The sequence below is a fragment of the Pseudomonas sp. LA5 genome, assembly GCF_028640825.1.
GTDB classification, from domain to species: domain Bacteria; phylum Pseudomonadota; class Gammaproteobacteria; order Pseudomonadales; family Pseudomonadaceae; genus Chryseomonas; species Chryseomonas aestiva.
The window spans coordinates 148,973-162,164 of the sequence record NZ_JAQYZY010000039.1; the positions used below are offsets into that span (position 1 = coordinate 148,973).

The following is a 13,192-nucleotide window of genomic DNA, read 5'->3' on the forward strand; positions in this document are numbered from 1 at the left end:
AAATCGACCGCAGCAGACGAAAAATCGTTCATCGAATTTGCATATCGCCACCCTGGGCATGACGAATGGTTGCCCCTGTTGCGACTGCGTTTCATTGCCCGCCCCAGAGGCCTTCTCCTGCCGCGGCCGCTGCGCTTGTAGCTACTCCTGTAGGTAAAACCGTTTGTCTACTTTGCCGCCAAACCGACGCCGCGTGAGAACTGCTGCTCATTGCGCCCGGTCACCTAAAAGGCAAGGCACACGAACGGTCGCCGAGAACTCTCTGCCGGCCACGACAAGGTTCTGCACACAGGTACCCGCGCATGACGACGCCCCTCAATCCCGCTCAGGGACAACCCTCGCAGACCAAGGACGGTGCTACGGCAGAGGCCCATCTGCACGACCTCAAAGAGGTCGCCCGAGACACGGTGCAGGATGCCAAACAGGAAGGTGCTGCCCAGTACGAACACTATCGGGACACCGCTGCCGACCAGCTCGGTGCCCTTGCACAAAGCGCCCAGGCGGCCGCTGACGAACTTAAAGACAAGGACACCCTGGGCCTGGCGCACTATGTCAGCGACATGGCGCAGAGCCTGACCGGCCTGGCCGAGGATCTGCGTGGCAAGAGCGCCGAGCAGCTGCTGCACCAGGCCGGAACCCTGGCGCGCGACAATCCGGCACTGTTCCTGACCAGCAGCATCGCCATCGGCTTCGGCCTGTCGCGTTTTCTCAAGGCCTCCAGCCAGCGGGACACCGGCAGCAGTTCGCGCGTCAGCGGGCCGGACGAGGTGCCCTCGCTGACCACGCCCGCGGTCGCCGCAGAAAACGAACTGGTGGAGCCAGCGGCCGGTGTCGATGTCATCCACACCAACAACATTCCCAAGGGTCCCGACCTCCATGCGCCGACCACCACCGGCAGCGGCGACCCCCTTGGCAGTGCGGCGATCAATCCGGCGCGTACCGGTAGCAGCCTGAACAGCGGCACCTCATCCAGCCACCTGGATCGTCCCACCCTGAGCGGAGACAAGCAGCCATGATCAACGAGAATCCCACTCCGCGTTCCACCGAAGGCGATACCTCGGTCGTCGGCCTGGTCAAGCAGCTGGTCCACGAGGTACCGGCGCTGTTCACCAAGGAACTGGCACTGGCCAAGGCCGAGCTGGGCGAGTCGCTGCGCACCACCAAGGCCGGTGTGGCCGGGGTCGCGGCCGGCGCCATCGTGCTGCTGGCCGGCTTCATCGTGCTGCTCATGGGCATCGTCTACTTTCTCTCCCAGTACCTCACGCCCTGGGCCGCTGCCCTGCTGGTGGGCGCCGTGGTCATGGTGATCGGTTTCATCATGCTGCAGTCGGGCAAGAAGCAGTTCGAGCCGTCCCACTTCACCCCTGATCGCACCGTCAACAGCCTGCAGAAGGACAAGGACGCCGTACGGAGGGCCGCACAATGAGCATCACCGACCAGATCGATCAGGAATCAAGAAAGAATCCCGAGGAACTCGAACGCGAAATCGACCAGAAGCGCGGGCACATCGAGGACCTGGTGGGCGCGCTGGAAAGCCGCCTGTCCCCAGGCCAGCTGTTCGACCAGGCGCTGTCCTACACCAAGGGCCATGGCGGTGAATTCGCCCATAACCTGGGCAACACCCTCAAGGCCAATCCGGTGCCGGCCGTACTGACCTCGGTGGGTCTGCTGTGGCTGGCGCTGGGGCAGAATCGCACGCCGGCGCCAGCCACCACGGGCACCCCGCTCAAGGACAGGTTGTCCGGTGCGCTGGACTCGGTCGCCGACAGCGCAGGCCATACCCGTGATTCCCTGAACCGTGGCAGTCACGACGTGCGCGACAAGGTCACCGGGCTGGGCGAGAGCGTATCGGTCAAGGCGTCCGAGACCGGGGAGCGGCTGAGCGATAGCGCGGCTCACGCCAAGGACGCCCTGGCCGACCAGGCGCAACAGCTCAAGGGTACCTTCGAGACCCTGCTACGCGAACAGCCACTGGTGGTCGGTGCGCTGGGCATCGCCCTTGGCGCCCTGCTGGGGGCCTCGCTGCCGCGTACTGAGACCGAGGATCGCGCCCTGGGCAAGCACAGCGACAAGCTCACCACCAAGGCCAAGCAGGCGGCCAGCAGTGGCTACGAGCAGGTCAAGGCGGCGGGACAGGACGTGGCGAAGGAAGCGCGCCAGGCCAGTCCTGACAGGCGCCAGCAAGGCGGTGCAGGGGTTTCGTCCAGCAACCTAGGCAATGATTCCGACGCCGGGGTCGAGTCCATGGCGGGCTCGCCAAGGGCAGGCACCGGCAGCACTCTCGGGGCCACCCAGGCGACCGCGGGCATGAATGTCGGCCGTACCGCGGCCACAGGCAGCACCCCTGGAGCGGTAGGTGATGAGAGCGGCATGGCCACCCCACCACGCAGCTTCTGACCGGCAAGACTGCCGGGGTCATCCGATGACCCCGGCCATAGACAGCAAAGGCGCCCGGGTCTGCACCCGGGCGCCTTTGCTTTTTGTGCCCCTGTCAGTAACCCGGATCCGGGTTTTCCTTGGGCTGCTCGGGGCGCTTGTCGTTCTGCGGGCGCTGTTCTTCACCGCCCTGATTGAGTTCCTTGTGGGTCTCGCCGACCTTGCCGGCGTTTTCCGGCTTGTGGTCGAGATCGTCGCGCTTGGCCATGATGCTCACCTCTTGTGGCTGAGTACATTGGGCAACGAGGCGGGGCCAGGGTGCCCCGCTCCCGGCAGATCAACGTAAGGGGGGCGCCATGAACTCCGGACCCACCGGGTCCTTGACGTGCTCGGCGAGGATGGCGTCGATGGCGGTCAGGTCCTCGGCGGACAGCTGCCAACCGAAGGCTTCGTCAAGGCCCTGCAGTTGCTCAGGCTTACGCGCGCCCCAGAGGGCGATGGTCGGTCCCTGGTCGAGGATCCAGCGCACCGCCAGGGCCAGCATAGACTTGCCATGGCGCTCGCGGGCAAAGGCGGTCAGGGCCTCCACCGCGGCCAGATACTGGGCGAAGCGCGGGGCCTGGAACTTGGGATCGCCCTGGCGCAGGTCGTCGCCATCGAATTGCGTCTGGGCATTCATGCGCCCGGACAGCAGGCCGCGGCACAGCGCGCCATAGGCCAGCACCACCAGGCCATGGCGCTGGGCGTAGGGCAGCACGTCGGCCTCGATGGCGCGTTCGAAGAGGTTGTAGGGCGGCTGCACCGTGGAGGGGTTGGCGAACTGGCGGAAGGCCTCCAGTTGCTCGGGCGAATAATTGCTCACACCGATGGCGAGGATCTTGCCCGCCTGCCGCAGACGCTCCAGTTCGTGCGCGGTTTCCTCGTGGGGAACCTGGGGATCGGGCCAGTGCACCTGATAGAGGTCGATGCGATCGGTACGCAGACGCCGCAGGGAGTCTTCTACCTCCTGGCGAATGCGCGCAGCGCTGGCATTGCGGCGCACCTCTTCGTTGGGCCACTCCAGGGCCACCTTGGTGGCGATCACCGCCTGGTCACGGATGCCCTCCAGGGCCTTGCCGACGATTTCCTCGGAACGGCCAAAGCCGTACACCGGCGCGGTGTCGATCAGGTTGATGCCGCCCTGCACGGCGCCACGGATGGTCTCGATGGAGCGGGCTTCGTCGGTACCGCCCCACATCCAGCCACCGATGGCCCAGGTGCCGAGGGCGATGCGGGAAACGGGGGTATCGATACCCGGGATGCGTAGGGTTTCAGTCATGGAAAGCTCCAGGCGGCAACGCCAGTTGGAAGGATCAACCTTGTGAGGCTAATTCAGAAGGCGTTGAATAGGGCTCAACGAACGCTTGACCCTTATCGCGCGAGGATTGTGCATGCCTACCCTGAATCGCGGCGAACTGGCCGATCTCAATGTCTTCGTCGCCCTGGTCCGGCGGCGCAGCTTTCGCCAGGCCGCCATCGAACTGGGCGTCACCACCTCGGCGCTGAGCCATGCCCTGCGCCAGCTGGAGACCCGGCTGGGGGTCAAGCTGCTCAATCGCACCAGTCGCTCGGTGGTGCCGACCCTGGCCGGCGCGGCGCTGGCGGAAAAGCTCGAACAGGGCTTCGCCCTCATCGGCGAGGCCCTGGGCGAGCTGGACCAGCACCGCGACGCCCCAGTCGGGCGCCTGCGCCTGAGCGTGCCGCGCGATGCGGCGCGGCTGCTGCTGACCCCGACCCTGCCCCGGCTGCTGGCCGCCTATCCGCAGTTGCAACTGGACATCAGCGTCGAGGATCGCCCGGTGGACATCGTTGCCGACGGCCTCGACGCCGGCATCCGCTATGGCGACACCGTGCCCCAGGACATGGTCGCCCTGCCGCTCACCGACGAGTTGCGCTGGATCGTGGTGGGCGCCCCCGCCTACCTCGACCGTCACGGCCGACCGCAGCAGCCGGAGGAGCTTGCCGAGCATCGCTGCGTGCGGCTGCGGCTGGGCAACGGCGCCCTCTATCGCTGGGAGCTGGGCAGCGGCGCCACCACGCGGACGATCGACGTGCCCGGCCCGCTCACGGTCAACGAGACCGAGACCTCGATCCAGGTCGCCCTCGACGGCCTGGCCCTGGCCTATTGCCTGGAGTGGCGAGTGGCCGACGAATTGCGCGACGGTCGCCTGGAGCAGGTGCTGCCCGACTGGACCTCGCCCGGCGCGCCGCTGTGCATCTACTACCCGAGTCGGCGCCAGCCGCCACCCGGCCTGCGCCAGTTGATCGAGGCCCTGCGCCAGACCTGGACCGGGCGCCACCCCTGAGGACGCGAACCAACCGCCAAGCCCGGGGGTCCCCTGACCACGCCATGATCGCCTGACCGAGGAGGCCCTTTTGCCCACTGCCAACGCCGCCGCAATCGACCTGCCGCTGCCCGTGGAGCGCGAACTCAGCCCCCGGGCGCTGCTCACCGGGGCGTTGCTGGGCATCCTGCTGACCCCGGCCAATGTCTATGCCGGCCTCAAGATCGGCTGGTCGTTCAACATGTCGATCATCGCCCTGCTGGTGAGCTACGGCCTCTGGCATCGCCTGGGTCGCCGCCTGCAGCAACCGGGCTGGACGCTGCACGAGAGCAACATCAACCAGACCGTGGCCTCGGCGGCGGCCAGCATCGTCTCCGGCGGTCTGGTCGCGCCCATCCCGGCCTACACCCTGCTGACCGGCCAGCAATTGCCAACCCTGCCGCTGATGGGCTGGGTGTTCGCGGTGAGCTTTCTCGGCATCTGGGTGGCCTGGTATCTGCGGCCCCTGCTGCTGGCCGATGCCAGCCTGAAATTCCCCGAGGGCCTGGCCACCCTGGAAGCGCTGCGCCAGGTCTATGCCAGCGGTGCCGAAGCCCTGAGCCGCCTGCGGGTGCTGCTGGGCGCCCTGGCGCTGTCGGCGGCGGTCAAGCTGGTGGACAGCTTCGCCTGGACGCTGCCACGGGTCGCGCCCTCGCCGGCCCTGGAACGCCTGACCTTCAGCTTCGATCCCTCGCTGCTGCTGCTCGGCTTCGGCGGCATCATCGGCCTGAGGGTCGGACTGTCGCTGCTGCTCGGCACCCTGCTGGCCTGGGGCGCGGTGGCGCCCTGGCTGCTGGCCAGCGGTATCGCCGCCTTGCCGGCCGGCGCCAGCGGTCCGCAATACGCCTTTCTGGTGCAATGGCTGCTCTGGCCCGGGGTAAGCCTGATGGTCAGCGCCACCCTGGCTGCGCTGGCCGTGCGGCTGATCACCCTGCCCCGCGCCGAACGCCGTCGCCAGGGCTGGCGGCGGCCCCGCGTCTGGCCGCTGGCGCTGCTGCTGGTGGCGGCTCTGCTGGTGGTGGTGCTCCAGGTGCGGCTGTTCGGCATCGATCCCTGGCTGGCGCTGCTGGCCCTGCCCCTGGCGCTGTTTCTCGCCGCCATGGCCGCGCGGGTGGTCGGCGCCACCGGCATCCCGCCCATCGGCGCCATCGGTCAGCTGTCGCAGCTGACCTTCGGCCTGGCCGCTCCCGGGCAGGTCAACATCAACCTCATGGGTGCCAACACCGCCGGCGGCGCGGCGGGTCAGAGCACCGACCTGATGAACGACTTCAAGGTCGGCCAGGCCATCGGCGCCACCCCGGCCAAGCAGGTGGTCGCCCAGTGCCTGGGCATCGCCCTAGGCGCGGTGACCGGGGTGCTCACCTACCGCCTGCTGATTCCCGATCCCCAGGCACTGCTGCTCAGCGCCGCCTGGCCGGCACCGGCGGTGGCGCAGTGGAAGGCGGTCGCGGAGACCCTGACCCAGGGCCTGGGTGCCCTCGATGGCGCCATGCGCCTGGGTATCGTCCTGGGCGCCCTGGTCGGCTTGCTGCTGGGCTTGGCCGAGGCCCTGCTGCCCGACCGCCGCGCGCACTGGCTGCCCAGCTCGGCGGCCCTGGGGCTGGCCTTCATCCTGCCGGCCTCGGTGGCGCTGATGATGACCCTGGGCGCCCTGCTCACCGCCCTGGTGCGCTGGCGAGCGCCGGGCCTGGCCGAGCGCTTCGCCCTGGCCGCCGCGGCCGGCCTCATCGCCGGGGAAAGTCTGGCAGGCGTCGGGGCGGCGTTCTGGCAAATGCTTGCCACCTGAACTGCGACAACGTGTCAACTGGACAATAATTTCCAGACGTAATGTCGCGAACCTTTCAATAACCTTTCAAACCCATGAAATTCGGGGGTTCCGGTCCGATTCAGCTTGCCAGCGCGCTTTTGCAACACATAAGGTTACAAATAGCGCGACCCACCCGCGAGAGGTCTGGGCGCCCTGCGCGAGCTGTCTCCTATAACAAACTCAATCCGAGCTAGCAGTCATGGCCACCACCTCGAAAGCCAAATCCGTCTTCCGCGTCGTCAGCGGAAACTTCCTCGAAATGTACGACTTCATGGTCTATGGCTTCTATGCCACGGCCATCGCCAAGACGTTCTTCCCCGGCGACAACGAACTCGCCTCCCTGATGCTGTCGCTGGCCACCTTCGGCGCCGGCTTCCTGATGCGCCCCCTGGGAGCCATCTTCCTCGGCGCCTACATCGATCGCCACGGCCGTCGCCACGGCCTGATCGTCACCCTGGCGCTGATGGCCCTGGGTACCCTGCTGATCGCCGTGGTGCCGGGCTACGCCACCCTGGGCGTCGCCGCGCCGCTGCTGGTGCTGCTCGGCCGCCTGCTGCAGGGCTTCTCCGCCGGCGTCGAACTGGGCGGCGTGTCCGTCTACCTGTCGGAAATCGCCACCCCCGGGCGCAAGGGTTTCTTCGTTTCCTGGCAGTCCGCCAGTCAGCAGGTCGCGGTGGTCTTCGCCGGCGTGCTGGGCGCTCTGCTGAACCATTGGCTGTCGCCCGCCGAAATGGGTGAGTGGGGCTGGCGCATTCCCTTCCTGATCGGCTGCCTGATCGTGCCCTTCCTGTTCATCATCCGTCGTTCCCTGGAAGAAAGCCCCGAGTTCGAGGCGCGCAAGCATCGGCCGACCTTCGGCGAGACCATGACCTCCATCGGCCAGAACTTCGGCGTGGTGCTGGCGGGCGTGGCCATGGTCTCCATGACCACCGCCTCCTTCTACCTGATCACTGCCTACACCCCGACCTTCGGCCGTCACGAGCTGCACCTGACCGATCTGGACAGCCTGATCGTCACGGCCTGCGTGGGCATCTCCAACTTCATCTGGCTGCCGGTGATGGGCGCCCTGAGCGATCGCGTCGGCCGTCGTCCGCTGCTGATCTTCGCCACCGTGCTGGCCATCCTCACCGCCTACCCGGCGATGATCTGGCTGACCCATGCCCCGGGCTTCTCGCGCCTGCTGATGGTCGAGCTGTGGCTGTCCTTCCTCTATGGCACCTACAACGGTGGCATGGTGGTGGCCCTGACCGAGGTGATGCCGGCCCATGTGCGCACCACCGGCTTCTCCCTGGCCTACAGCCTGGCCACCGCGACCTTCGGCGGTTTCACGCCGATGGTCTGCACTTGGCTGATCCAGGAGACCGGCAACAAGGCCGCCCCCGGCATGTGGCTGACCCTGGCCGCCGTGCTCGGCCTGGTCGCGACCCTGACCCTGTTCAAGGGCAACGCCCAGCCGCGCTTCAAGACCGTAACCGCCTGACAGGGCTGTCGCAGAGCGGCAGGCCCTGCCGCTCTCGCGCCCACCCAGGTCGCTCCGCGCATCGAACTGTCATGACCTTTTGCTATGGTCTAGACCAGACGACCGCATACCGCGGTCGCCGTGCCGGAGCCCGCCGATGCCCACCCTCCCCCGCCTTCTCGCCGGCCTGGCCGGCGGTCTGCTCAGCCTCACCGCTGCCGCCACCGAGCTGACCCACTGGCCGGCCGATGCCGCCCGCCAGCTCGACGCCCTGATCGCCGCCAATGCCAATAAGGGCAACTATGCGGTGTTCGACATGGACAACACCAGCTATCGCTACGACCTGGAAGAGGCCCTGCTGCCCTTCCTGGAGATGAAGGGCGTGCTGACCCGCGACACCCTGGATCCCTCGCTCAAGCTGATCCCCTTCAAGGACGTCGGTGGCCACAAGGAGAGCCTCAACAGCTACTACTACCGGCTGTGCGAGGTCGACGACCTGGTCTGCTACCCCTGGGTCGCCCAGGTGTTCTCCGGCTTCACCCTGCAGCAGCTCAAGGGCTACGTCGACGAGCTGATGGCCTACGGCAAGCCGATCCCCGCCACCTACTACGGCAAGGACGACAAGATCGAGACGGTGGAGATCAACCCGCCCAAGCCCTTCACCGGCCAGCAGGAGCTCTATCACAAGCTGATGGAGAACGGCATCGAGGTCTATGTGATCAGCGCCGCCCACGAGGAGCTGGTGCGCATGGTGGCCGCCGACCCGCGCTATGGCTATGGCGTGAAACCGGAAAACGTCATCGGCGTCACCACCCTGCTCAAGGACCCGGCCACCGGCGCCCTGACCACCGCCCGCAAGCAGATCGCCGAAGGCAAGTACGATCCCCAGGCCAACCTGAAGCTGCAGGTCACGCCCTATCTCTGGACTCCGGCCACCTGGTTCGCCGGCAAGTACGCGGCCATCCTCACCTACATAGATCCCTGGAAGAAACCCATCCTGGTCGGCGGCGACACCCCGGTCAGCGACGGCCCCATGCTGTTCCAGGGCGTGGACGCCGCCAAGAACGGCATCCATCTGTGGATCGACCGCAAGTCCAAGTACCGCACCCAGATCGAGGCGATGATGAAGAGCAACGCCGAGGGCCAGGCCAAGGCCGGCGTGGCGGTGAACGCGGACCAGCACTGGGTGATCGTCAAACCCGAAGACATCCAGTAGGCCGGCGGCGATCGGGCGGGCTAGACTGGAGACTCCTTCTGCCCGCCCTGGAGCCCGCCATGGAACACCTGGTCCTGACCGTCATCGCCCCCGATCGCCCCGGTCTGGTGGAAGCCCTGGCCGACTGCGTGGCCGCCCAGGGCGGCAACTGGCTGGAGAGCCGCATGGCCCACCTGGCCGGCCAGTTCGCCGGCATCCTCTCGGTGGAAGTGGAGCCGGAATTGCGCAACGGCCTGGTGGAGACGTTGCAGCAGCTGGCCATTCCCGGCCTGCGCATCCTGGTCGGCGAACCCGGCCAGCCGGCTGCGGTGGGTGCGCCGCTGGTGCAGCTCGACCTGCTGGGCAACGACCGCGTCGGCATCGTCCGCGACATCACCCGAGCGCTGCATCAGGTGGGCGTCAACGTCGAGCGCCTGTCCACCGAGACCCGCCCGGCACCCATGAGCAGCGAGGCGCTGTTCCACGCCACCGCCCTGCTGGCGCTTCCGGCAGACCTCGAACTCGAAGCCCTGCAAGCCCACCTGGAAACCCTCACCGACGACCTGATGGTGGAGCTCAAGCTCTATCGGCACGGGCATGACCAGCACTAAGTAGGCTTCAGAGCGACGATCTATAAAGGTCTATAAAGATCTATAATCGACTTTAATCGCCTTTAAACAGGGAATTGTCGATGCCTGGGCGCTTCTATCACCGCCATGCCATGGCTACTACCTATGCCGCCAAGATCATGGCAGACCCGCTGCATCCCGGTCTGTTTTTGGCAGCGCCACGGCGAACCGGCAAGACCACCTTCATGCGTGAAGACTTGGCGCCTGCCCTCCAACTCGCGGGCGCTGAGGTGATCTACGTCGATCTCTGGTCGAATCGACAGACTGATCCGGCCGAGTTAATCAACCAGGCGGTACAGGTGTCCATCGAGCACAATCTTGGTCTGATCGCCAAGCTGACTAAGCAAAGTGGTGTGGTGAAGCTCAAGGTGGGTGGGGTCGAGATAGATACCGGCAGCATCGGCAAAGCCAAGGGCATAACCCTGGCCGCTGCGCTAGCCGCGCTGTCGGATAGTCTCGGCAAGCCGATAGCGCTCATTATCGACGAAGCTCAGCATGCCGTGACCACCACGGCTGGCAGCAATACGCTCTTCGCCCTCAAGGCGGCTCGCGACGAATTGAACGGCTCACACCATCATGGTTTGAGACTTATCTGCACCGGTTCCAGCCGGGACAAGCTGGCGATGCTCAGAAACAGCCGCGATCAAGCCTTCTTCAATGCGCCGCTGGTAAACTTTCCCCATCTCGACAGAGGCTATGTGGACTGGTTCTGCGGGCAGTCCAGGCTCGATTTCGCCCTCGATCCAGAAGTGGTCTGGAGCAAATTCGTCGAAGCGGGCTATCGCCCCGAGGCGATGCAAGCAGCCCGTGAGGTACTCGAATACTCGATGATCGATGATGCTGCAGTGGGCAATGCCGCTTTCGCTGAAGCCGTCGACGAGCATGTGCGAGAGATGTCCGAGAGCGCGCTCGCCGTGATTCGCAGCCTCACACCGATTCAAGCGGCCGTACTGAAGGTGATGGCGGTCCAGGGCAAGGACTATGCGCCTTTCGAGCTGGCCACCCTCGGCAAGTATGCAGACATGCTGCGGCTCGCCGGCATGAATGAGGCCCAGGCCCAAGAGGCCGCCTATGCGCAGAATGTACAGCAGGCATTGGCTGCCTTGCAGGAGAAGGCATTGATCTGGAAAGCTGAGCGCGGCGTCTATGCCATCGAGGAACAAGGACTGCCGGACCTCATGCGTAGCGCCGGCATGCTCCCGGACGCTTCGGCAAACTAAGGTGCTCAGCTGACCATCGGGGTGGCGAGCCCTATCGCTCCCGCCCCTTCTCCAGCCGCCGCCGGATGCCCTCGGGGACATCGTCCGGCAGTGGCATCCGCCCATCCGCCGGCAGGGCTTCCAGGCCGGCTTCGCCCAGCAGCACCAGCACTTCCTCCTTGAGACGACTCAGGGCAAAGGCCTGCCAGGCCTCGCGTACCGAGGGGAAGAGGTCCAGTTCGTAGTCGAAGGTCCGGATCGGCCGCCGGCTCTCCAGCGCGGCCCGCAAGAGGGGCTGGGCGTGGGGGTGGCGCAACTGGTGCAGAAAGGCTTCGCGCAGTTCCAGGCGATCGTCCTGGGTCAGGCGCGGCAGTGGCAGGTAGCGTTCGGGATCTTCCAGTTCCTCGCGCTCTTCCAGACTGAGGTCGTCCGGATCGAGCAGGCGCAGGGCGCCGCTGGCAAGGTCGAGGAAGTGGGTGCCTCGCTCCCGGCTGTCGAGGGCGGCAGCCAGCAGATCGAGGTCGAGGGTGAGGGGGCGCATGGCAGGACTCCGGCACAGGCGAACAGGAGCGGAGCTCTATCTCCGCTCCTGTTGCGACCCTGGCACCGGAGCTCGCGTTCAGCCCTTCCGCTGATAGGGAAAGAAGCGCCGCTCGCGCAGGTCGTGCTCGATCTGCTCCAGGCTCTTGCCCTTGGTCTCCGGCACCAGTCGCCAGATGAACAGCAGTGCCACCAGGGAAATCCCGGCATAGAGCCAGAAGGTGTGAGCGGCGCCCAGCTTGGTCACCAGACTCAGGGTGGTGAGGGTCACCAGCAGGTCGAAGCCCCAGTGGCTGAAGGCACCGACGCTGGCGCCCTTGCCGCGCACGAACAGCGGATAGACCTCGGCGTTGATCAGCCAGATGCAGACGCCGAAGCCGCCGCAGTTGAGCATCAGGTAGGCGGCCAGGCAGGCTACCACCGTCCAGCGCTCGACATCGGTCTGGGGACCGGCGCCCTGGAACAGGTAGCCCATGATCGCCAGGGCGACGATGGAGCCGGGAATCAGCGTCAGCAGATAGCGGCGGCGACCGATGCGATCCACCAGGAAGCTGCCGACCACGGTCATGATCACCACCAGGATGGTGCTGCAGCCGGTGGCCAGCACCGCGGTCTGATCGGAGAAGCCGGCCTGGGTAAGGATGGTCGGCGCATAGTAGATCAGCGCGTTGTTGCCGGTGATCTGCGAGAACATGGCGATGCCGGCGCCCACCAGCAGGGCCGGTCGGACCCAGGGCGAGAACAGGTCACTCCAGTTGCCTTCCGGCGCGTTACTCACAGTTTTGATCTCGGCCAGTTCGGCCTCGGCCGCGGCCTGGCCGCCGCGGACCCGCTCCAGCACCGCCAGGGCGTCAGCCTCGCGGCCCTTGACCAGCAGCCAGCGCGGGCTTTCCGGCAGCACCGTCATGCCGGCCAGCAGGATCAGCGCCGGCACCAGGCCGAGGCCGAACATCCAGCGCCAGTGCTCGTCCAGGGCGAAGCCGGTGAAGTAGGCCACTGTGATGCCGAACACCACCATGAACTGGAACAGCACCACCAGCTTGCCGCGGTGCTCCGGCGGCGCCACCTCGGCGATATAGACCGGGATGATCTGGGTGGAGCTGCCGGCCGACAGGCCGAGCAGGAAACGCGACAGGATCAGCAGGGTGACGTTGGGCGACAGTGCCGAAAGCACCGAGCCCAGGGCGAACACCAGGGCCACGCCGATGATGGTCTTGCGCCGGCCGAGGCGGTCGGAGATCGGGCCGGTACCGAGGCAGCCGAACAGAGCACCAAAGATGATGGCGCCGGTCACCAGCTGCTTGACGGTGTCGTCCATGGCGAATTCGCGGCCGAGGCCGAGCAGGGCGACGCCGATGATGCCGGTGTCGTAGCCGAACAGCAGGCCACCGAGGGCGGCGATCACGGCGATGAGCACGACCAGCCCCTTGCGCGGGGTGGCCGCCACGGGTGCGGCGAGCGAGGGTGAAGAAGCGAGCATGGGGGAAATCCTTTCTTGTTTTGCCAGGGCAAGGATCGCGGTGGCAACCCGATCCACCCGCGCAGGCGGGCCGTGGGGGAGCATGGCCCAGAGAAAAGCGTGATGCGGCAGGCAGAGAAACGTTAGGTGAATCGTTTCACCTAA

Annotated in this window: 13 protein-coding genes; 9 read left to right on the plus strand and 4 right to left on the minus strand. The window is 66.3% G+C overall.

The window, feature by feature from the left end; translation table 11 throughout:
- Positions 1–302 precede the first annotated feature (302 nt).
- Genes PVZ72_RS15575 through PVZ72_RS15585 form a run of 3 tightly spaced genes read left to right on the plus strand, consistent with a single transcriptional unit; the run spans position 303 to position 2,397 of the window.
- Positions 303–1,016 (plus strand): hypothetical protein, encoded by a 714-nt coding sequence (locus tag PVZ72_RS15575; protein WP_273862410.1) that lies wholly within the window; start codon positions 303–305, stop codon positions 1,014–1,016.
- Positions 1,013–1,426 carry a phage holin family protein gene (locus tag PVZ72_RS15580; protein WP_133862017.1) on the plus strand — a complete coding sequence of 138 codons (414 nt, stop codon included), beginning with the start codon at positions 1,013–1,015 and terminating at the stop codon, positions 1,424–1,426. Before PVZ72_RS15575 ends, PVZ72_RS15580 begins: the two co-directional genes overlap by 4 nt.
- Positions 1,423–2,397 (plus strand): DUF3618 domain-containing protein, encoded by a 975-nt coding sequence (locus PVZ72_RS15585; protein ID WP_273862411.1) that lies wholly within the window; start codon positions 1,423–1,425, stop codon positions 2,395–2,397. Before PVZ72_RS15580 ends, PVZ72_RS15585 begins: the two co-directional genes overlap by 4 nt.
- 94 nt (positions 2,398–2,491) lie before the next feature.
- Here PVZ72_RS15585 and PVZ72_RS15590 read toward each other — a convergent pair whose 3' ends face one another.
- Both PVZ72_RS15590 and PVZ72_RS15595 read right to left on the minus strand, forming a co-directional pair.
- Positions 2,492–2,644: a hypothetical protein gene (locus PVZ72_RS15590; protein ID WP_017639863.1), complete on the minus strand. Its 153-nt coding sequence runs from the start codon at positions 2,642–2,644 to the stop codon at positions 2,492–2,494.
- Positions 2,645–2,713: 69 nt separating this feature from the next.
- Positions 2,714–3,694, minus strand: coding sequence for an aldo/keto reductase (locus PVZ72_RS15595; RefSeq protein WP_273862412.1), 981 nt, complete (start codon positions 3,692–3,694; stop codon positions 2,714–2,716).
- A 112-nt stretch (positions 3,695–3,806) separates the two neighbouring features.
- Between PVZ72_RS15595 and PVZ72_RS15600 the strand changes: the two genes are divergently transcribed.
- The 6 genes from PVZ72_RS15600 (at position 3,807) to PVZ72_RS15625 (ending at position 11,049) form a co-directional block, all read left to right on the plus strand.
- Positions 3,807–4,721 (plus strand): LysR family transcriptional regulator, encoded by a 915-nt coding sequence (locus PVZ72_RS15600; RefSeq protein WP_273862413.1) that lies wholly within the window; start codon positions 3,807–3,809, stop codon positions 4,719–4,721.
- 70 nt (positions 4,722–4,791) lie between these two features.
- On the plus strand, positions 4,792–6,525 hold the full coding sequence (locus PVZ72_RS15605) for an OPT/YSL family transporter (protein WP_273862414.1): 1,734 nt from the start codon (positions 4,792–4,794) through the stop codon (positions 6,523–6,525).
- Positions 6,526–6,745: 220 nt separating this feature from the next.
- Positions 6,746–8,026: an MFS transporter gene (locus tag PVZ72_RS15610; RefSeq protein WP_133862022.1), complete on the plus strand. Its 1,281-nt coding sequence runs from the start codon at positions 6,746–6,748 to the stop codon at positions 8,024–8,026.
- Between the two features lie 136 nt (positions 8,027–8,162).
- Positions 8,163–9,221: a haloacid dehalogenase-like hydrolase gene (locus PVZ72_RS15615; protein ID WP_273862415.1), complete on the plus strand. Its 1,059-nt coding sequence runs from the start codon at positions 8,163–8,165 to the stop codon at positions 9,219–9,221.
- 59 nt (positions 9,222–9,280) lie between these two features.
- Positions 9,281–9,811: a glycine cleavage system protein R gene (locus PVZ72_RS15620; protein ID WP_187980559.1), complete on the plus strand. Its 531-nt coding sequence runs from the start codon at positions 9,281–9,283 to the stop codon at positions 9,809–9,811.
- 80 nt (positions 9,812–9,891) lie between these two features.
- Positions 9,892–11,049: an ATP-binding protein gene (locus PVZ72_RS15625; RefSeq protein WP_273862416.1), complete on the plus strand. Its 1,158-nt coding sequence runs from the start codon at positions 9,892–9,894 to the stop codon at positions 11,047–11,049.
- Between the two features lie 31 nt (positions 11,050–11,080).
- On the opposite strand, the gene PVZ72_RS15630 is transcribed toward PVZ72_RS15625, so the two are convergent.
- Both PVZ72_RS15630 and PVZ72_RS15635 read right to left on the minus strand, forming a co-directional pair.
- Positions 11,081–11,569, minus strand: coding sequence for a UPF0158 family protein (locus PVZ72_RS15630; RefSeq protein WP_273862418.1), 489 nt, complete (start codon positions 11,567–11,569; stop codon positions 11,081–11,083).
- A 78-nt stretch (positions 11,570–11,647) separates the two neighbouring features.
- Positions 11,648–13,048, minus strand: coding sequence for a sugar porter family MFS transporter (locus tag PVZ72_RS15635; RefSeq protein WP_187980561.1), 1,401 nt, complete (start codon positions 13,046–13,048; stop codon positions 11,648–11,650).
- Positions 13,049–13,192 lie beyond the last annotated feature (144 nt).

Coding starts and splice junctions, on each gene's coding strand:
- PVZ72_RS15575 (WP_273862410.1), top strand. CDS start 303: ATGACGACGCCCCTCAATCCCGCTCAGGGACAACCCTCGCAGACCAAG.
- PVZ72_RS15580 (WP_133862017.1), top strand. CDS start 1,013: ATGATCAACGAGAATCCCACTCCGCGTTCCACCGAAGGCGATACCTCG.
- PVZ72_RS15585 (WP_273862411.1), top strand. CDS start 1,423: ATGAGCATCACCGACCAGATCGATCAGGAATCAAGAAAGAATCCCGAG.
- PVZ72_RS15590 (WP_017639863.1), bottom strand. CDS start 2,644: ATGGCCAAGCGCGACGATCTCGACCACAAGCCGGAAAACGCCGGCAAG.
- PVZ72_RS15595 (WP_273862412.1), bottom strand. CDS start 3,694: ATGACTGAAACCCTACGCATCCCGGGTATCGATACCCCCGTTTCCCGC.
- PVZ72_RS15600 (WP_273862413.1), top strand. CDS start 3,807: ATGCCTACCCTGAATCGCGGCGAACTGGCCGATCTCAATGTCTTCGTC.
- PVZ72_RS15610 (WP_133862022.1), top strand. CDS start 6,746: ATGGCCACCACCTCGAAAGCCAAATCCGTCTTCCGCGTCGTCAGCGGA.
- PVZ72_RS15615 (WP_273862415.1), top strand. CDS start 8,163: ATGCCCACCCTCCCCCGCCTTCTCGCCGGCCTGGCCGGCGGTCTGCTC.
- PVZ72_RS15620 (WP_187980559.1), top strand. CDS start 9,281: ATGGAACACCTGGTCCTGACCGTCATCGCCCCCGATCGCCCCGGTCTG.
- PVZ72_RS15625 (WP_273862416.1), top strand. CDS start 9,892: ATGCCTGGGCGCTTCTATCACCGCCATGCCATGGCTACTACCTATGCC.
- PVZ72_RS15630 (WP_273862418.1), bottom strand. CDS start 11,569: ATGCGCCCCCTCACCCTCGACCTCGATCTGCTGGCTGCCGCCCTCGAC.
- PVZ72_RS15635 (WP_187980561.1), bottom strand. CDS start 13,048: ATGCTCGCTTCTTCACCCTCGCTCGCCGCACCCGTGGCGGCCACCCCG.